This window comes from Arthrobacter sp. 05T410 (genome assembly GCF_056396505.1).
On sequence record NZ_JBFTLP010000013.1, the window covers coordinates 67,114 to 85,404 of the forward strand.

Here is an 18,291-nt window from a genome sequence, read left to right on the forward strand (position 1 = left end):
CTTTCTGACGTTGCGGAGATACCAGTGATCACAGTCCTTGCCGTGCACTTTGCGGTGGCTGCTGTGGCCCCGCTGCTGTTCCGAAAGTTTGGCAGGAATTCGTTCTTCGCCCTGGCCGCGGTCCCCGCGGCCTCCTTTATCTGGCTGCTGCTGCAGCACGACGCAGTCTATTCAGGCACAGTCTATTCAGGTTCTGACGGGGCGATTACCGAAGTCATCCCCTGGATTCCCGGGCTGCAGCTCGAACTCGCGTTCCGGATGGACGCCCTGGCCTGGGTCATGTCCCTGCTGGTGCTGGGGGTGGGTGCGCTGGTGCTGGTCTATTGCGCCCGCTACTTCAAGGACAAGGACGACTACCTCGGCGGTTTCGGCGCCCAGCTCCTGGCCTTCGCCGGGGCGATGTTCGGCCTCGTTACCGCTGATGACCTTCTGCTGCTGTTCATCTTCTGGGAACTGACCACAGTGCTGTCCTACCTGCTGATCGGCTACGCCCGCACCCGGCTGTCCGCGCGGCGCTCGGCGTTGCAGGCACTCGTGGTGACCACCGCCGGCGGCCTGGCCATGCTCGTGGGGCTCATCATGCTCGGTTCGACGGCCGGAACCTACCGGATCCAGGCCATCATGGACCTGGCTCCCACCCTGGTCGCCGGCCCCGCAGGCGGGGTCGTGAACGCCGCCGTCGTCCTCATCCTGATCGGTGCGATCACCAAATCCGCCCTGGTGCCGTTCCACTTCTGGCTCCCCGGCGCAATGGCTGCCCCCACTCCCGTGAGCGCCTACCTGCACGCCGCGGCCATGGTGAAGGCCGGGATCTACCTGGTGGCCCGGCTGGCCCCCGGATTCGCGGACACCGCGGCGTGGCTGCCGATCGTGCTCGGCCTGGGCCTGGCCACCATGCTGGTGGGCGGCTACCGGGCCCTCCGGCAGACAGATATCAAGCTCATCCTCGCCTACGGCACCGTGAGCCAGCTGGGCTTCATGACCATGGTGGTGGGCCTCGGCACTCCCGACGCGGCACTCGCCGGAATAGCCCTGCTCCTGGCGCACGGGCTGTTCAAGGCCACGCTCTTCCTGGTGGTGGGCATCATCGACCACCAGTCCGGGACCCGGGACATCCGCGAGCTCTCCGGCGTCTACGGATCGGCCAGGGCACTGGCGGTCGTCGCGGCGATCGGCGCGGCCTCGATGGCGGGCGTGCCCCCGCTGGCCGGATTCGTCGCCAAGGAATCGGTGTTCGAGGCCTTCCTCCAGTACAAGTCGGAGACCGGGACCGGACCCTGGCTCTTGGCTGGTGTGGTCCTGGGCTCCATCCTGACCTTCGCCTACAGCGCCAGGTTCATGTGGGGAGCCTTCGCCCTCAAGCCCGGCGTGGAGCCCACGGCCTTCAAGCCGGTCAAACCGGCGTTCCTCGCCGCACCGGCGATCCTGAGCCTCCTCACAATCCTTTACGGGCTGTGGCCTGCCACCGTTGACGCCTGGATCCAGCCCTACGCGGAGCTTTTTGTGCACGGCTCCGAGGCCCCGCCCGGGCACCTGGCGCTGTGGCACGGCATCACCCCGGCCCTGGGCCTGACCGCAGTGACGTTCGTCCTGGGCCTGGCGATGTTCTACGGCCGCAACGCCGTGGCCCGGCTGCAGGCGCTGGTGCCGGGCTGGATCGACAGCGACCGTGCCTACCAGCTGACGATCGGCGCCCTGGACGACACCGCGGTATGGATCACCGGCCGGACCCAGCGAGGTTCGCTCTTCTTCTACCTGTCCGTCATCCTGACCGTGGCGTTCGTCCTGCCGCTGACGGCGCTGCTGCTGGCCAACAAACCGCTGCCGCCCGGCCTCTATGTCATCGATCCCGGCTCGCCGCTGCAGTTGGTGGCCGGCGCCGGAATCGTGATCGGGGCGCTGGCCGCGGTGCGCGCCAACAAACGGTTCCTGGCCGTCCTGATGGTGTCCGTCACCGGCTACGGGATTGCCATGATGTTCGCCCTGCAGGGAGCCCCGGACCTCGCCCTGACCCAGATGCTGGTCGAAACCATGATCCTGGTGGCGTTCGTGCTGGCCATGCGGAGCCTTCCGCCGGGGCTGCGGGACCGCACCGGCGGCAAGTACAGGGTCATCCGCGTGGTGATCGGCCTGGCATTCGGCGTCACCATGATTTTCGTGGCCATCCACGCCCTCGGCGCCCGGGTGGCGCCGCCGGTCTCCCTGCAGTTCCCGCAACTGGCCTATGAGGGCGGCGGCGGACTCAACGTCGTCAACGTGACCCTGGTGGACATCCGGGCCTGGGACACCTTTGGCGAGATCTCGGTCCTGGCCCTGGCCGCCACCGGCGTCGCAAGCCTCATCTTCGTCCGCGGCCGCGGTGACCGCATCCGGACATCCGCGAGCGTCGCGGAAGGGACCGTGGGCCGGCGGACCGGGGCCAGGGGCAGCACCAGGGAAGACGCCGCCCTGGCGATGAACCGGCGGTTTGCTGCCGCCACTCGCGACGCCTGGCTGGTGGCCGGCCGGACCCTGGCACCCGAACGCCGCTCGATCATTTTCGAGGTGGTCACGCGCCTCATCTTCCACTCGATGATCGTGTTCTCCATCTATCTGCTCCTTGCCGGCCACAACCTGCCCGGCGGCGGCTTCGCCGGCGGCCTCACCGCCGGCCTCGCCCTGACCATCCGCTACCTGGCCGGCGGCCGCTTCGAACTGCGCGAAGCGACACCCGTCGGCGCCGGCACCTTGCTGGGGATCGGCCTGGCCACGGCGGCTGCCGCCGGAATGACGCCGCTGCTGCTGGGCGGCGAAGTGTTCCAGAGCGCCATCGTGGAGCTGTGGCTGCCCGTCTTCGGCGACATCAAGTTCGTCACCTCGACCATTTTCGACATCGGTGTCTACGTCGTGGTCGTCGGACTGGCCCTGGATGTGCTGCGCAGCCTCGGCGCGGAGATCGACGAGCACTTCGAAGAACAACCCGAGACGACCGAAGAGGGACCCGCCGAAGACCAGGACAGCGGAGGATTCCCGGGCGGCGTCCCCGCCGAGTCCGCCGACGCGGAAACCACTGCCAAGGGGAGAACATGAGCGTCAACCTGACCCTGCTGACGGTCATGGGCGCCCTCTACGCCTGTGGCATCTACCTGCTCCTCGAACGCAGCCTCACCCGGGTCCTGCTGGGCCTCATGCTGCTGGCCAACGCCACGAACCTGCTGATCCTCGCCACCGGCGGCTACGCCGGCCTGGCGCCGCTCTTCGACAAGGACACCCCGGCGGGGGACTACAACGACCCCCTGCCGCAGGCCCTGATCCTGACCTCGATCGTGATCTCCTTCGCCGTCACGGCGTTCATGCTGGGCATCATCTACCGCACCTGGGTCCTGGCCCGCCAGGATGAAATCCAGGACGACGCCGAGGACCGCCGCGTCGCGGAAACGCCAAGCTTCGATGCCGAGGACGACTCCGTGATCCCGGTCGAGACGTCGGAGTTCCCGCTGGCCACGGTCATGTCCGGTGACCGCCCCGTGCGGGCCGACAAGGCCGCCTCTGAAGAACAGCCCGGTTCCCTCAACGTTGACCCCAGCCCGGAAGGAGGCGGAGAGTGAACATCACCAGCCTTGCCCCGCTCGCCGTCGTACTCCCCATCCTGGGCGCCGCCCTGACCTTTCTGCTCATCCATCACCCCCGGGTCCAGCGCGCGGTCAGCATCGCCGTGCTGACGCTGACACTGCTGCTGGAATGCTGGCTGCTGGCCTCCGTCTGGGATGGCGGCACGGCCGCGGTGAACATCGGCGGCTGGCTGCCGCCCTGGGGCGTCGTGCTGGTGGTGGACCAGTTCTCCTCCCTCATGCTCGTGGTGTCCTCGGCCGTGAGCCTTGCGGTGCTGATCTACGCAACGGGACAGGGCATGGCCGACGGCGACCGCGACGCGCCGGTCTCGATCTTCCACCCGACCTACCTGATCCTCGTGGCCGGGGTGTCCAACGCCTTCCTCACCGGAGACCTCTTCAACCTCTACGTCGGCTTCGAGATCCTGCTGACGGCCAGCTACGTGCTCATCACCCTCGGCGGGACGGGCCCGCGCATCCGGGCCGGCGTGACCTACGTGGTGGTCTCCGTCGTGTCCTCGGTGCTGTTCCTGATCGCGATCGCCATGATCTACGGCGCCACCGGAACCATCAACATGGCGGACCTCGCCATCAAGCTCGGCGACCTCGACCAGGGCACCCGGACGCTGCTGCACGTCATGCTGCTGGTGGCCTTCGGCATCAAGGCCGCCGTCTTCCCGCTGTCCTTCTGGCTCCCTGACTCCTACCCCACCGCCCCGGCCCCGGTCACCGCGGTGTTTGCCGGGCTGCTGACCAAGGTGGGCGTCTATGCGATGGTCCGCACGGAAACGCTGCTATTCCCGGGGGATGCGCTCAACGCCCCGCTCATGGTCGCGGCGCTGCTGACCATGGTGGTGGGCATCCTCGGCGCCCTGGCCCAAAGTGACATCAAGAGGCTCCTGTCCTTCACCCTGGTCAGCCATATCGGCTACATGGTGTTCGGCCTGGCCATGTCCACCGTGGCCGGTCTGGGCGCCGCGGTGTTCTACGTGGCCCACCACATCACTGTCCAGACCAGCCTGTTCCTGGTGACCGGCCTGATTGAACGCCGCGGCGGCAGCTCGTCCATGGACCGCGTGGCAGGACTGGCCAAGCTCTCCCCGGTATTGGGGGTCCTGTTCTTCATTCCCGCCATGAACCTCGCCGGAATCCCGCCGTTCTCGGGTTTCCTGGGCAAGCTGGGGCTGCTTCAGGCAGGCGTGGAACTGGGGACGCCGCTGGCCTACGCCCTGGTGATCGGCGGCGTGCTGACGAGCCTGCTGACCCTGCTGGCGATCGCGAGGGTCTGGAACCGGGCGTTCTGGCGCAAGCCCGGGGACGCCGAACACCCCGATCCGGTGCTCCTGGCAGCGCCGGCCGACTCCGCCACGGGTGACCGGGCCGGCAAGACGAATGTGACCCTGCTGCCCCGCACCATGGTGGGCTCCACCCTGGGCCTGGTGGTCTTTGGCGTGGCCCTGACGGTCTTTGCCGGGCCGCTGTTCAGGGTGGCCGACCAGTCCGCCCAGGAGATGCTGGACCGGACCTCCTACATCCAGGCCGTGCTCGGCCCGGACGCGCCCGTGCCGCCGGTGCCCCCGTCGCTCCACCCGGTGCAGGTCCGGGAGGGCGGCGGAAAATGAACCGGAAAAGGATCTCGCTGCGCCAGGAACTGCCGCTGCTGGTCTGGCTCGTCTTTGTCTGGGGCGCGCTCTGGCAGAACTTCAGCCCGGGCAATCTCCTCTTCGGCGCCCTCATCGCGGTGCTCGTGGCGCGCATTTTCTATCTGCCCCCGGTGGAACTCGGCGGCCGCTTCAACGTGCTCCGCGCCGTGCCGTTCGCCCTCATCTTCCTCGGAAAAGTCGTCGCGGCAAGCTTCCAGGTCCTGTACCTGGCCGTGGTCCGCGGCCCCAACGTGGTCAGCGCAGTCGTAGCCGTGCCGCTCCGAAGCCATTCGGACCTCCTGGTCACGGCCACCGGGCACGTGATCTCGCTGATTCCCGGGTCCCTCGTGGTGGAGGTGGACAGGTCGACGTCCACGCTCTACATCCACGGCATCAACGTCCGCAATGCCGAGGACGCGGCCAAGCTGCGCAAAGAGGTCCGGGACACCGAGGCCGGGCTGATCCGGATCATGGGGACCAAAGCCGAACTTTCCGCCCTGACACAGGAGACCGCCGCATGATGCAGACCGTCCTGACGGTGACCGCCGTCGTACTGTCCCTGGCCGCCGCGGGGGCGATCGTCCGGATCGCGCGGGGGCCCTCGCTGCTGGACCGGGTTCTGGCCGCCGACGTGCTGCTGGCCATCTTCGGCGCGGCCCTGTGCATCGACATGGCCGCCAACCGGCACCTGAACAACCTGATGCTGCTCGTTGCGATTTCCCTGATCGGATTCGTCGGCTCGGTCACCGTGGCCCGGTTCGTGGCCGACAGGCGGGAGGGCGTCCGTGAATCCTGACACAGTGATCGACGCCGTCTCCGCCGTGTTCATGGTGACCGGAGCCCTGATGTCCCTCGCGGCCGCCATCGGGCTGCTGCGATTCCCGGACCTCATGAGCAGGATGCACGCGGCCACCAAACCGCAGGTCCTCGGCCTGTTCCTGCTGCTGGCGGCCCTTGGCCTGCAGATGCGCACCTGGTCGGTGTGGCCCGTCCTGCTGGTGGCCTGGCTCTTCCAGCTGCTCACCGTCCCCGTGTCCGCCCACATGGTGGGCCGGGCCGGCTACCGGACCAAGCACCTGCACCCGGAGCTGCTGAGCTCCGACGAGCTCGAGGCGGTAGTCCAGAAGGCCGCCCAGCAGGCGGCCACGCACGGAGCGGACGACGACGACGACCGCTGAGCCCCGTCCGGCCCGGCGGACCCGGCCGCACGTCGCCCCCGTCCGGCCCGGCGGACCCGGCCGGGGCCTTCGACTGCCGCGGCGGGCGCCGCGGCTGGTCGCGTCAGGTCAGACGACGTCCTGGGTCTTGGCGAAGCGGGTGATCGCGCGCTGGGTGCCGCGGTTGGCGAGCACCTGGATGATGGCGCTGACCGAGGCGGAGATCAGGGCGAACGTCAGGGCCGAGCGCAGGGTGGTGGGAACGTCGTCCTCCTGGCCCTTGGGCGGCTTGTTGCCCGTGGACTTTTCCCACATGGTGTCCACCAGCTTGGTGCCGGCAAAGCCGGCCAGGAGGCTGACGCCGGTGCCGAGCAGCTTGATGAGGATGTTCATTCTTCGGTCTCCTTGGGACGGGAACGGTTTTCCCCTAGCCTAGCGTTCCGGGGTGAGGACCATCCGCAGGGCCTCGACCACGAGTTCGTGATCCGCCTTCTGGGGCAGGCCGGAGACGGTGACGACGGCGACGGCGCCCGTGCCGCGCACGTAAACGGGAAACGCCCCGCCGTGGGCGGCGAACTCCGACTGATCCCACCAGGCGTTGTCCTCGATCCTTCCGCCGGCGGCGCGGGCCCGGAGGCCCACCAGCAGGGACGGGACCTCGTACCGCATGGCGGTGCGCTTTTTGGCGTTGATCCAGCGCTCATTGTCCGGTGTGGCGCCGTCCAGCGCGGCGTGGAAGAGCACCTGCTCGCCTTTGGTGATGTCGACGGCGATGGGCAGCGAGCGTTGCCTGCCCAGCTCGACAAGGAGGAGCCCGAGGTCCAGGGCGTCATCCTTGCTGAACGACGCGAACTGGAGCGCCTCTATCTCGGCCAGCACGCGGCCGATAAGCGCCGCCAGGGAACCCCGCGGCTGCGGCTCACTCGAGTCGGGATCGTATTCCCCGGAGGGATCTTGGGTGACCGGTGTGTGCGACAAAATATTCCAGCTTTCCGGTGGGTGACGAGGCCGCCCGCTGGCGGGTCCGGGGGTCCGGCACGACGACTCTACCAAGAGGGATTTCCGGGCCGCCGGGACTGCCGCCGTCCGGTCCACGATTGTGACGGCACACCACTGAAAACCCGGCCGTCCGGGTGTAAACTGAGCCAGCCCACAAGGGCGAAAATAATTACGACAGGGGAGCGCCGCCGTCGGGCATCGCCGGAACAATCCGGGGAAACCTTTGGTGGGCGCTGAGAGTGCGGACAGCCGCAGACCCTCGAACCTGATCCGGTTAGTACCGGCGCAAGGGAGTCGAGTTCTCAGGGTGCGCGGAGGGCGGCGGAAGCCGAGACCGGCCGGCGCACCCTCCCCTCCTGTTCCTCAGGAGGACGACATGACAGATATTTCAGCACAGCATGGTTCCGCCAGCCGTTCATCCGCCCGGCGCAACTACAGCTGGCGCGTGGTGGACATTGTGGTGGCCGCGTTGATCGCCGTTGCCGGCGGCGTCATTTTCTGGGCCTGGTCCCAGGGCGCGAACCTGATCTCGACTCCGGTCAACGCGGTCTACCCGCCGTTGAGCGGACTCTACGCCGGCGGCTGGATGATCCCGGCGGTGCTGGGCATGCTCATCATCCGCAAGCCGGGCGCCGCGCTCTTCTGCGAAACCGTCGCGGCCACCGGCGAGCTCATCATGGGTTCGCAGTACGGCACCACGGTGCTGATCTCCGGCATCCTGCAGGGCCTCGGCGCCGAACTGGTCTTCGCGGCCTTCCTCTACAAGAAGTTCAACCTGCCCGTCTCCGTGCTGGCCGGCGCCGGCGCGGGCCTCTTCTGCGGCCTGAACGATTCCTTCCTGCCGTGGGGCTGGAACATCGCCTACGAAGCCGGCGACAAGCTCGCCTACATCGCCTTCACCACGATCTCCGGCGCCGTGATTGCCGGCGGACTGGCCTGGCTCGCCACCCGCGGCCTGGCGAAGACCGGAGTGCTGGGCTCCTTTGCCTCCCGCAAGGCCGCCACGGAGCCCGTCTTTTCCTGAGCCCCGTCGCTGAATCCTGCAGAGAATCATGAGATCTTCACCGGGCGTCCGGCCGGCCGCCGTCACGGCCCGCGGCTGGGGCTGGCGGCATGCCGGACGGACCAGGCCCGCGGTCAGCGGCCTTGACCTGGACATCCAGCCGGGGGAGCGCGTGCTCCTGCTGGGGCCCTCCGGCGCCGGCAAGTCGACGCTGCTCCACGCCCTGGCCGGCGTGCTGGGCGACGGCGCGGCCGGCGACTCCGGGGACCCCGGCGACTCCGGCGACGCCGAGAACACAGACGAGACCGGCAGCCTCCTGATCGACGGTGCCCCGCCACGGGCGCAGCGCGGCCGCGCCGGGCTGGTGCAGCAGGACCCGGAAACGCAGGTGGTGCTCTCCCGCCTCGGCGACGACGTCGCCTTCGGAGCGGAGAACCTCGCCGTCCCGGCGGCGGAGATCTGGCCGCGGGTGCACGAGGCCCTCTACGACGTCGGGCTGGGACAGCTGCCGCTGGACCACCCGACGGCGGCCCTCTCCGGCGGCCAAAAGCAACGGCTCGCGCTCGCCGGGATCCTCGCGATGCGGCCAGGGCTGCTGCTGCTCGACGAGCCGACCGCCAACCTCGACCCCGCGGGCGTCCTGGAGGTCCGCGACGCTGTGGGCCGCTGCCTGGACAAGACAGGCGCCACGCTGGTGGTCGTGGAGCATCGGGTGGGGGTCTGGAAAGATCTGGTGGACAGGATCGTGGTGCTGCAGCCAGGGTCCGCCACGGACTCCGCGGTCTTGATTGACGGACCGCCGGACCGGGTCCTGGCCGAGGCGCGGGACATGCTCATCGGTGCGGGCGTCTGGGTGCCGGGCTACGTCCCGGCGACGCGGATGCGGACACCGGTGCGGGGCGCGGGACAGATTCTGCTCGCGGCCGACGCGCTCGCGGTGTCCCGCGAACGGCCGCGGCGGGCCGGGCTGCGCGACGGCTTCCGCACCATCGCGCCGCGTCCGGTCCAGTCCGGGGTCTCGGTCCGGGTCCGCGCCGGCGAGGCGCTGACCATCACCGGACAGAACGGCACAGGGAAGTCCACCCTGGCGCTGACGCTGGCCGGTCTCCTGCGGCCCGTCGCGGGAACAGTCTCGGCCACGGCGGAGCTGAGCAGTCCCGCCACCGGTCACTCCAGTGGTCGCTCCAGTGGCCGCGTACGCGACGGCGCCGGACCCGATCCCTACCGGTGGAAGGCCCAGCAGCTGATCGCCAGGATCGGAACCGTCTTCCAGGAACCCGAGCACCAGTTCGTTACCGGCAAGGTCCTCGACGAGCTCATGTTCGGCCCGCGCCACCTCGGCTACGGCGAAGACCGCGTGGACGAACTGCTGGAGCGGCTGCGGCTGACGGAGCTTGTGGACGCCAACCCCTACACGCTCTCCGGCGGCGAGAAGCGGCGACTTTCGGTAGCCACTGTGCTGGCGGCGCACCCCCAGGTGCTGGTCCTGGACGAGCCCACCTTCGGCCAGGATGCCAATACCTGGGCCGAACTCGCCTCGTTCCTCTCCGAGCTCCTCGACGCCGGTACCGCCGTCGTGTCCGTGACGCATGACGCCGAATTCAGCGCCGTCCTGAGCGGCGCCGAACTCCGCCTCCGGCCACAGGAAACCGCCGCCGCGGACGCTCCCGGCCCGGATCTCGAGCTGCCGGAGGGGGCCTCGCCATGAGGGACGCGCTGAGCCTGCTCGGCAACCATGCGCTGCTGACCCGAGCCAACCCGCTCGCCAAGTTCACGGCGGTCACCCTGATCACCCTGGTCCTGGCGCTCTCCATTGACTGGGTGTCGGCGTCGGTGGCGCTGGCGTTCGAACTGCTGCTCCTGCCGCTGGCGGGCCTGACTGTGGCCTTGCTGTGGCAGCGCGGCTGGCCGCTGATCCTCGCCGCGGCGCTGGGCGGCTGGAGCACGGCCATCCTGGCGGCCGATTCCGGACCCGTCCTGCTCGATGCGGGGATCTGGTCCGTCAGCGCCGGTTCCCTGCAGCTGGGGATCGGCTTCATGCTCCGCGGGCTCGCGATCGCATTGCCCGCGGTGCTGCTGATGAGCTGTACCGACCCCACGGACCTGGCCGACGCCCTGGCCCAGAACGCGAAACTGCCGCACCGGTTCGTCCTGGGCACCCTGGCCGCGATGCGGCTCGTCGGAATCATGGCCGAGCAATGGCAGACCATCGGCATGGCCCGGCGGGCCCGCGGCGTGGGCTCGAGCGGCAACCCCTATCAGCGGTTCCGCGCCACGCTGGGCCAGAGTTTCGGCCTGCTGGTGCAGGCGATCCGGAGCGCCTCGCGGCTCGCGGTGACCATGGAGGCCCGCGGGTTCGGCGGTGCCGCCCGGACCTGGGCCCGGCCCTCCACGTTCAGCGGACTCGATGCCTGGGTGCTGCTGGGCGGGCTCGGCATCGCCGCCGCCGCCGTCGCCGCGGCCCTCGGCGCGGGCACCTGGAACCTCGTCTTCCTCACCCGCCAGTAGACCGGCGCCGCCGGCCGGGCAGCCCGGGAGTTCCGGCGGGGCGGCCCGGGAGTTCCGGCGGCCTGCCGGTTATCGCATGGCGTGGGTATCCGTGTGAGATTGGCGCCATTCCGGCCGGAATTGCCGTGGTTTATAAATCATGCGTGATATTTTCGGGAGCATGACTCAACCGACTGCTGAACACGTAGGCATCCTGCTCCGCGAGGCGCGCGGCGCCAAGGGCTGGACCCAGGGGCAACTCGCCGCCGAGCTGGGCACCAGCCAGAGCGCCATCGCCCGGATGGAACAGGGCAAGCAGAACCTGAGCCTGAAGATGATCCAGCGCCTGGAGGCGATCGTCGGGCACAGCATCGTCAAGGTGGGCCGGCCCCAGATGACCCACCTGCGCGTCGAGGGCGGCCGCACCCTCGCCGGCGCGGTGGACGTCAACAGTAGCAAGAATGCCGGCGTCGCGCTGTTGTGCGCCAGCCTCATCAACCGCGGCACCACCACGCTGCGCAGGCTTGCCCGGATCGAGGAAGTCAACCGGATCGTGGAGGTGCTGACCAGCATCGGCGTCGAGTGCACCTGGCTCAACGCGAACGACCTCCAGATCCGCCGCCCCGCCGTCCTGGACCTGGCCTCCATGGATGTGGAGGCGGCCCGAAGGACCCGCAGCGTCATCATGCTCCTGGGCCCGCTGCTGGACGAGGCCGACACCTACCGGCTGCCCTACGCCGGCGGCTGCGACCTCGGCACCCGCACCGTGCAGCCGCATATGCAGGCACTGCGCCAGTTCGGCCTTAGCGTGGAGGCGAAGTCCGGGTTCTACGCGGTGCAGGCGCCGCCGTCGGACGGTCACGACCGCTCCTTCGTGCTCAGCGAACGCGGCGACACCGTCACCGAGAATGCCATCATGGCCGCAGCCCACCGCCGTGGCACCACCATCATCCGCAATGCCAGCCCGAACTACATGGTGCAGGACCTGTGCTTCTACCTGCAGATGCTCGGCGTGGACATCGCCGGGGTTGGCACCACCACGCTGAAGATCACCGGCCGCCCGTCGATCGACGCCGACATCGAATACTTCCCGTCCGAGGACCCCATCGAGGCGATGAGCCTCATCACCGCCGGCATCGTGACGAACTCGGAAGTCACCATCCGCCGCGTCCCGATCGAGTTCATGGAAATCGAACTCGCCACGCTCGAGCAGATGGGCCAGCGGCTCGAGGTTTCCGGGGAGTACTTTGCCCGCAACGGCCGCACCCGCCTGGTGGACGTCACCACCAAGCCTTCGGAGCTGCGGGCGCCGGAGGACAAGATCCACCCCATGCCCTTCCCCGGGCTGAACATCGACAACCTGCCCTTCTTCGCGGTGATCGCCGCCAACGCCCACGGCCAGACAATGATCCATGACTGGGTCTACGAGAACCGGGCCATCTACCTGACCGAGCTCAACAAGCTCGGCGCCCAGGTCCAGCTGCTCGATCCGCACCGCATTTACGTCAACGGGCCCAGCAAGTGGCGAGCGGCCGAGGTGGGCTGCCCGCCTGCCCTCCGCCCCGCCGCCTGCCTGCTGCTGGCCATGCTGGCGGCCCGTGGCGTCTCGGAGCTGCGGAACATCTATGTCATTGAACGCGGCTATGAGGACCTGGCTGAGCGGCTGAACACCATCGGGGCGAAGATCGAGTATTTCCAGGACTGAGCCCCGCGTTGGTGTGGGGCGTTTCGGCGGATCCTGACGCACAATAGATTCATGCGCACCTTCGGCGTGGAGGAAGAACTGCTGATAGTGGACCCCGAATCGGGGATGCTGCTTGCCCTCGCTGACCTCATGCTGCCGAGTCTGGTGCCGCCGCAACAGGAAGCCGCCAGGGTTCTCCCGGCACAGAAACCGGTCCACGAAGGCGCCGACTTCAGCTACGAGCTCAAGCTCGAACAGATCGAGACCCAGACGCATCCGTGCCTGGAATACACGGAACTGCTCCGGCAGCTCAGGCGTGGCCGGTCCCTTGCGGACCAGGCCGCCCGGGCGCACGGCGGCCGGGTCGCGGCCCTGGCCACGTCGCCCCAAGGCTCAGCCACCCACCTGACGCCGAATCCGCGCTATATGACCATGCAGCAGCGCTTCGGGCTCACCGTCCGGAACCAGCTGACCTGCGGCCTCCACGTCCACACCTTTGTGGAGTCTCCGGAGGAGGGCGTGGCGGTAATGGACCGGATCCGCGACAAGCTGGCCGTGCTGATAGCACTCAGCGCGAATTCCCCCTACTGGAACGGGGCCGAGACCGGATTCGAAAGCTACCGCACCCAGGCCTGGAACCGCTGGCCGGGCTCGGGTCCCACGATGATCTTCGGCAGCCTGCCCGTCTACCGCCGCGTGGTCACCCGGCTGGTCGAAAGCGGCGTCCTGATGGATGAGGGGATGGTCTATTTCGACGCGCGGCTGGCCCGGCAGCATCCCACCGTGGAGATCCGGGTCGCGGATGTCTGCCTGCGGGCCGAGGATGCCGCCCTGATTGCCGTACTGGTGCGCGCCCTCGTGGAGTCGGCCGCGCGGGAATGGGACGACGGCGTCGATCCCGCCCCGGTGCCTACGCTGCTGCTGCGGATGGCCGCGTGGCAGGCCAGCAATTGCGGACTGCGCGGGGAGCTCCTGGACTTCGGAACCTTCACCCCGGCCCCGGCCGCGGACGTGGTCAGGGCGCTCGTGGACTTCGTGGCCCCGGTGCTTGAGGAACAGGGCGAGCTGGAACTGGCGCGCGAGGGCGTCGAGCGGATTCTGGCAGAGGGCACCGGTTCGCAGCTGCAGCGCGGCCCGTTCCGGGCCGGCGGCCTGCCCGCCGTCGTCGAGCGGGCCATCGAACTGACCACCGAGGGGCCCGTCGCCGAGGGGCCGGCAGACAATCGTTCGGCCCTGGGCCGGTTGCGCCCGGCCTGACCGGGAGCCCGCAACACTTGCGGGTGCGGGATGCCCTAGACCTGCTTGAGCGCCTGGCCGAGGTCGCGGATCAGGTCCTCGACGTCCTCCAGGCCCACCGAGAGCCGGACCACGCCGTCGCTGAGCCCGATCGCCGCGCGGCCTTCCGGGCCCATCGCACGGTGCGTGGTGGTGGCCGGGTGCGTGATGAGCGTCTTGGCATCCCCCAGGTTGTTGGAGATGTCGATGATCCGCAGCGCGTCCAGGAGTGCGAACGCGGCCTGCTTCGCCGTGCGCCCGGGGGAGGGCTGCAGTTCCAGGGTGAGCACGGTCCCGCCGGCCTTCATCTGCTGCACTGCGAGCGGGTACTGCGGGTGGGACGGCAGCAGCGGGTACTTTACCCAGCCGACCGCGGGCTGTCCCTCGAGCCATTCGGCCAGCCGCAGCGCGGAGGCCGAGGAATGGTTGACGCGCAGGGCCATGGTCTCCAGGCCCTTGGTGAGCACCCAGGCGTTGAACGCCGAAAGCGCCGGACCGGTGTGCCGCATGAGCTGCTTGACGGGCCCGTCGATGAATTCCTTGGTGCCCAGGATGGCCCCGCCCAGGACGCGGCCCTGGCCGTCGATGTGCTTGGTGCCGGAGTAGACCACCACGTCCGCGCCGAGGTCGCCGCAGCGCTGGAGCAGCGGGGTGGCGAAGACGTTGTCAACCACCACCGTGGCGCCGGCCGCGTGCGCCAGTTTGCTCACGGCGGCGATGTCCACGATTTCCTGCATCGGGTTCGACGGCGACTCGAAGAACACCGCCGTGGTCGGCTCGGACAGCGCGGATTTCCACTGCTCCAGGTCCGGGCCGTCCACGAAGACCGTCTCGACACCCCAGCGCGGCAGGATTTCGTTCAGGATCACGAAGCACGAGCCGAACAGCGAGCGGGCCGCGACCACCCGGTCGCCGGCCGCCAACAGCGCGCCCAGGGCGGTGAAGACGGCGGACATGCCGGACGCCGTCGCGAAACACGCCTCCGTTCCCTCGAGCAGCCGGAGCCGCTCCTGGAAGGTGGCGACGGAGGGGTTGCCGTAGCGGGAGTAGACGAAGCGCTCGTCCTCACCGGTGAAGGCGCGCTCGGCGGCGGCCGCGGACTCGTAGACGAATCCTGAGTTGAGGAAGATCGGCTCGGTGGTTTCCTGGAAGCCGGTGCGGTCAAGGCCGCCACGGACAGCCTGGGTGTCGGCCGCCCAGCCGGCGGCGTCGGGATTGAAAGTCACTTAGATCTTTCCGAGGTTGGTGGGCAGGCCGCGGTTCTTCCAGCCATTGACGGTGCGTTCGCCAAAGCGGTCGGTCTCGCCTTCGAAGCCCTCAAGGACGTTGTACGAGATGTAGCCGGCGGCCGTCGCGGCAGTCGCGGCCGCGATCGACCGGGCACCGGAACGGCAAAGGAACACCAGTTCGACGGCGGTGTCCTCCGGCGCCTGCTGCCTTAGCTGTTCCACGAAGTGCGGGTTCGGCGTGCCGCCGGCGAGGTTCCACTGGATGAAGAGCGGATCGTTGCGGCTCTCGCCCGCGGCCGCGGTGTCCGGGATGCCGATGTGGGCCCATTCGCCCTCGGTCCGGACATCCACCAGGATGGCTCCGGCCTCCAGCTTGGCCCACGCCTCCTGCGGGCTGAGGTCTCCGGCGTAGCTCATGCGTGGCCCGCGAAGGCCCCGTCGGCGCCAAATTCGTCGGCGTCGAGCTCATCAACCGCATTGGCCACGGCGGCGTCCGCACTGGCAATCGCGGCCGGCAGGACCAGCGCCTGCGCCACGATCACGGTGCTTCCGTTGAAGCTGGCGGCGGGGCTTCCATGCAGCACGTAGCCCTCGGCCAGGGCGGCTGACACCCGCTCGCAAAAGGCGCGGTCATCCGCCCCGGTGAACAGGCGGTAGGCCAGCCTCTCCTCGCCCCCGGATGCTGAACCGGGTGCTGTGCCGGGTGCGGCTGTTGTGGGTATTGACGTGTCGGGCACGACGGATCTCCTCTTTCACGCTTGCAGCTCGAATTCTCGAATGCCGAGTATTCACCTGAGGCACCCCGCCGCGAAAGGGAGGGTTGCCGACCGGCCAGTCAGGGCTTGGCACCGGTTCTCATTACTCCCCAAAAACGTAACACCTGCGACGCCGGCCCGCACCGCCGCCGTCGTCATGTTCCGTAACCGGACCGCGGCCCGGGCGAGTAGTGGCGGGCTCCAGTTTCGGGTACAGCCCACTCGTGTCTGCCGGGACGTTTCGCCGTTTACTGGGGGGATTAGGCCCGACGAGTCGGCCGGAGCTGCAGGTGATTCGAGCAATGTGTGAATCAAGCAGTCCCGGAATCGACCCGTCTGTCCATCAACAGGCTGTCTGGGAATCGGTGGCTGGAACGGTCGGAGCCGCAGCCGCGGTCCGGCCGCTGACGGCGGAATGGAGCAATCGTGGGCCCGCGCATACTCGTTACCGGGATTACAAGCGCCGCCGGACGGGCCGTCGCGGCCCAGCTCGAAGCCCGGGGCCTCCCGTACCTCGGCTCCGACGCCCGTGCCGACACCCGCCAGGCCGGGGAGGCTCCCGCCGCCGCGGTCAGGCTCCTGCCGGCGACGAACCCGGACATGGTCCTGGACCTGCGCCGGGTGGTGGACCGCGAAGCCATCAACGTCATCATTCCGACCCTCACCGTGGAACTCCCGGTCCTGGCCGCGGCCCGCGCCGGATTCGCCCAGGACGTGCGGATCATTGTGGCCGACCCCGCCGCGGTGGCCCTCGCCAACGACCACCTGTTCGCCACCTGGGCGCTGCAAGCGGCCGGCATCCCGGTGCCCCGGTTCGCGGTTCCGGGCGACCTCGCCGCCGCGCCGGCTTCCCTCGCCGGCCTCAGCGGCCCCGTGGTGGTCAAGCCGCGGGTCTTCAAAGGCTCCCATGGTATCCACCTGCTGGCCGGAACCGACTCCGTTAGCTGGAAGAACATGCCGGCGGGGCAACTGGTCCAGGAATTTATCCCGGGCGCCGACTATGTGTGCCTGGTGTTCGGCACCCCGGCACGCAACGCGATGGCGCCGGTGGCGGTGGTCCTCGAGAAGACCAGGACTCCGTATGGACGCGCCGGCAGCGACGAGGTCAGCCGCAGGGTGCCGGCGAACCAGGCCGGGGATGTGCGCAAGCTGGGCCTGGCCGCCGTCCGCGCGCTCGGACTGACCGGGCCGGTCCAGGTCCAGATCCGCCGCCGCACCGACGGAACGCCCGTGGTGCTGGGTGTCTGCGCGACCCTGGGGGAGAACAGCACCTGGGCCCCGGAAATGCTCGACGCCGTGCTCGCAACGTTCATGCTCCCGGCGTTCAACCCTGCCTCGTTCCGCCTGTGCCCGGCAGTGCCCGCGGACGCCCTGGGGTGAGCGCAACACCAGCGCGGGGTCACTCACGGCCCATCCGGGGACATGGGATGGGCCGTAACTGACCCCGCGTTGCTATTCGATGGTCGCGAAGAGGGCGTTGAGTTCGGCCGTGAGCTGGCGCCGCAGTTCCGGGGTGCCGATTTCCTGCCCGTCGATGTGGTTCACCGGGGCCAGGAGCCGGATGCTGGAGATCAGCCAGACCGCGTCGGCGTCCAGCAGGTCCTTCGGCTCCAGCGGGCCGTAACCCAGCTCCCAGCCGGCGGCCTTGGCGGCGGTGAACAGGGCGCCCTGTGACGTGCCGGGCAGGATGCCGCTGTCCAGCTGGGGCGTGATGAGCCGCCGGATGGTGCGGACGCCGCCGGCGCCGTCGTCCGAGGTTTCCAGGTGGGCCAGCAGAACGGTCGACGTCGGACCTTCCAGCACCCGGCCATCCGCGGACGTGAAGATGACGTCGTCGGCGCCCTGCCGGTGGGCGTAGCGCAGCGCCGCCATGTTCACGGCGTAGGAAAGGGTCTTGGCGCCGAGCAGCAGCCACGGGGCGCGCTCGCCGACTTCACTGTCGTAGCCGCGGTCGAGCAGGATGACGTCGATCCCGGTCTCGCGCTGCCGCCGTCCCGCGGCCGCCGGAGCGGAGGCCTGGACCCAGCACGTGGGGGCAGCCGCGCCCTCCGGCCCGCGGGTGACAATCAGCTTCACCACCACCTCGTCCTGCTCCGTGCCGACCGTTGCAGCCGCGGCGGGTTCCTGCCCCCGGAACTCGCGGATGGCGGTTTCCACCGCCCGCCGCCATGCATCCTCGGCGGGGATGTCCAGCTCCAGAAGCCGGGCAGAGCCCGCCAGCCGGGTCAGGTGCGCCTGGATCTTGCGGGGCCGGCCGCCGACGGCCAGGAGGGATTCGAAAACACCGTCGCCGCGGGTGGCGCCCAGGTCCGTGGCCATCAGCTGCGGCTGCGACGCGTCGGCAACGCGGCCGCCGTCGAACGCCGGGTCGAGGAAGACCAGAACGGTCGCGGGCGTGGGAACAGGGGCAGGAGTGGTCATGGCTAAAGCTTAGTCTCGGTGGTCCCGGGATAGGATTTGGTCACTGCC

The 18,291-nt window shown here is 69.1% G+C and carries 18 protein-coding genes and 2 riboswitches; of the genes, 12 read left to right on the forward strand and 6 right to left on the reverse strand.

Annotated elements, in window-relative coordinates:
* The first annotated feature begins 24 nt into the window (after positions 1-24).
* The 6 genes from AC1DFR_RS15635 to mnhG are packed head-to-tail and all read left to right on the forward strand — an operon-like array spanning position 25 to position 6,411.
* Positions 25-3,069, forward strand: coding sequence for a Na+/H+ antiporter subunit A (locus tag AC1DFR_RS15635; protein ID WP_476857320.1), 3,045 nt, complete (start codon positions 25-27; stop codon positions 3,067-3,069).
* Positions 3,066-3,587, forward strand: coding sequence for a Na(+)/H(+) antiporter subunit C (locus AC1DFR_RS15640; RefSeq protein ID WP_230009245.1), 522 nt, complete (start codon positions 3,066-3,068; stop codon positions 3,585-3,587). The genes AC1DFR_RS15635 and AC1DFR_RS15640 overlap by 4 nt, the downstream gene beginning before the upstream one ends.
* Entirely contained in the window at positions 3,584-5,212 is a 1,629-nt protein-coding gene (locus AC1DFR_RS15645; protein WP_476850770.1) for a Na+/H+ antiporter subunit D, read from the forward strand. Before AC1DFR_RS15640 ends, AC1DFR_RS15645 begins: the two co-directional genes overlap by 4 nt.
* A complete protein-coding gene (locus AC1DFR_RS15650) occupies positions 5,209-5,754 on the forward strand; it encodes a Na+/H+ antiporter subunit E (RefSeq protein WP_028275387.1) in 546 nt (181 codons plus the stop codon). Before AC1DFR_RS15645 ends, AC1DFR_RS15650 begins: the two co-directional genes overlap by 4 nt.
* Positions 5,751-6,029: an MrpF/PhaF family protein gene (locus tag AC1DFR_RS15655; RefSeq protein ID WP_018774043.1), complete on the forward strand. Its 279-nt coding sequence runs from the start codon at positions 5,751-5,753 to the stop codon at positions 6,027-6,029. The genes AC1DFR_RS15650 and AC1DFR_RS15655 overlap by 4 nt, the downstream gene beginning before the upstream one ends.
* Before the next feature lie 31 nt (positions 6,030-6,060).
* Positions 6,061-6,411, forward strand: coding sequence for a monovalent cation/H(+) antiporter subunit G (gene mnhG / locus AC1DFR_RS15660; RefSeq protein ID WP_476873848.1), 351 nt, complete (start codon positions 6,061-6,063; stop codon positions 6,409-6,411).
* 108 nt (positions 6,412-6,519) lie between these two features.
* On the opposite strand, the gene AC1DFR_RS15665 is transcribed toward mnhG, so the two are convergent.
* Positions 6,520-6,783 (reverse strand): DUF4235 domain-containing protein, encoded by a 264-nt coding sequence (locus AC1DFR_RS15665; RefSeq protein ID WP_223915203.1) that lies wholly within the window; start codon positions 6,781-6,783, stop codon positions 6,520-6,522.
* Positions 6,784-6,822: 39 nt separating this feature from the next.
* Positions 6,823-7,368: a heme-degrading domain-containing protein gene (locus AC1DFR_RS15670; RefSeq protein ID WP_476873829.1), complete on the reverse strand. Its 546-nt coding sequence runs from the start codon at positions 7,366-7,368 to the stop codon at positions 6,823-6,825.
* Positions 7,369-7,555: 187 nt separating this feature from the next.
* A riboswitch (TPP riboswitch) is annotated at positions 7,556-7,699 on the forward strand.
* Between the two features lie 66 nt (positions 7,700-7,765).
* On the opposite strand from AC1DFR_RS15670, the gene AC1DFR_RS15675 reads away from it, so the two are divergent.
* The 5 genes from AC1DFR_RS15675 (at position 7,766) to AC1DFR_RS15695 (ending at position 13,820) form a co-directional block, all read left to right on the forward strand.
* Positions 7,766-8,413, forward strand: coding sequence for an ECF transporter S component (locus AC1DFR_RS15675; RefSeq protein ID WP_476873830.1), 648 nt, complete (start codon positions 7,766-7,768; stop codon positions 8,411-8,413).
* A 28-nt stretch (positions 8,414-8,441) separates the two neighbouring features.
* Positions 8,442-10,100 carry an ABC transporter ATP-binding protein gene (locus tag AC1DFR_RS15680; RefSeq protein WP_476873831.1) on the forward strand — a complete coding sequence of 553 codons (1,659 nt, stop codon included), beginning with the start codon at positions 8,442-8,444 and terminating at the stop codon, positions 10,098-10,100.
* Complete coding sequence (locus AC1DFR_RS15685; protein WP_476873832.1) at positions 10,097-10,900, forward strand: energy-coupling factor transporter transmembrane component T family protein; 804 nt, start codon at positions 10,097-10,099, stop codon at positions 10,898-10,900. The genes AC1DFR_RS15680 and AC1DFR_RS15685 overlap by 4 nt, the downstream gene beginning before the upstream one ends.
* Positions 10,901-11,060: 160 nt before the next feature.
* The gene (locus tag AC1DFR_RS15690; RefSeq protein WP_028275394.1) at positions 11,061-12,584 is read left to right on the forward strand and encodes a UDP-N-acetylglucosamine 1-carboxyvinyltransferase; all 1,524 of its coding nucleotides are present in this window, start codon (positions 11,061-11,063) and stop codon (positions 12,582-12,584) included.
* Between the two features lie 51 nt (positions 12,585-12,635).
* A complete protein-coding gene (locus AC1DFR_RS15695) occupies positions 12,636-13,820 on the forward strand; it encodes a glutamate--cysteine ligase 2 (protein ID WP_476857325.1) in 1,185 nt (394 codons plus the stop codon).
* Positions 13,821-13,855: 35 nt separating this feature from the next.
* On the opposite strand, the gene AC1DFR_RS15700 is transcribed toward AC1DFR_RS15695, so the two are convergent.
* The 3 genes from AC1DFR_RS15700 to AC1DFR_RS15710 are packed head-to-tail and all read right to left on the reverse strand — an operon-like array spanning position 13,856 to position 15,789.
* A complete protein-coding gene (locus AC1DFR_RS15700; protein ID WP_230008211.1) occupies positions 13,856-15,064 on the reverse strand; it encodes an O-succinylhomoserine sulfhydrylase in 1,209 nt (402 codons plus the stop codon).
* Entirely contained in the window at positions 15,065-15,484 is a 420-nt protein-coding gene (locus AC1DFR_RS15705) for a rhodanese-like domain-containing protein (RefSeq protein WP_476873833.1), read from the reverse strand.
* Complete coding sequence (locus tag AC1DFR_RS15710; RefSeq protein ID WP_476871783.1) at positions 15,481-15,789, reverse strand: DUF1737 domain-containing protein; 309 nt, start codon at positions 15,787-15,789, stop codon at positions 15,481-15,483. Before AC1DFR_RS15710 ends, AC1DFR_RS15705 begins: the two co-directional genes overlap by 4 nt.
* A gap of 27 nt (positions 15,790-15,816) precedes the next feature.
* Positions 15,817-15,930, reverse strand: a riboswitch (SAM riboswitch).
* 318 nt (positions 15,931-16,248) lie between these two features.
* Between AC1DFR_RS15710 and AC1DFR_RS15715 the strand changes: the two genes are divergently transcribed.
* A complete protein-coding gene (locus tag AC1DFR_RS15715; RefSeq protein WP_476873834.1) occupies positions 16,249-17,202 on the forward strand; it encodes an ATP-grasp domain-containing protein in 954 nt (317 codons plus the stop codon).
* Positions 17,203-17,274: 72 nt separating this feature from the next.
* Here the strand turns inward: AC1DFR_RS15715 and AC1DFR_RS15720 are convergent, their stop codons facing one another.
* Entirely contained in the window at positions 17,275-18,243 is a 969-nt protein-coding gene (locus AC1DFR_RS15720) for an aminodeoxychorismate lyase (protein ID WP_476873835.1), read from the reverse strand.
* Positions 18,244-18,291: the final 48 nt, after the last annotated feature.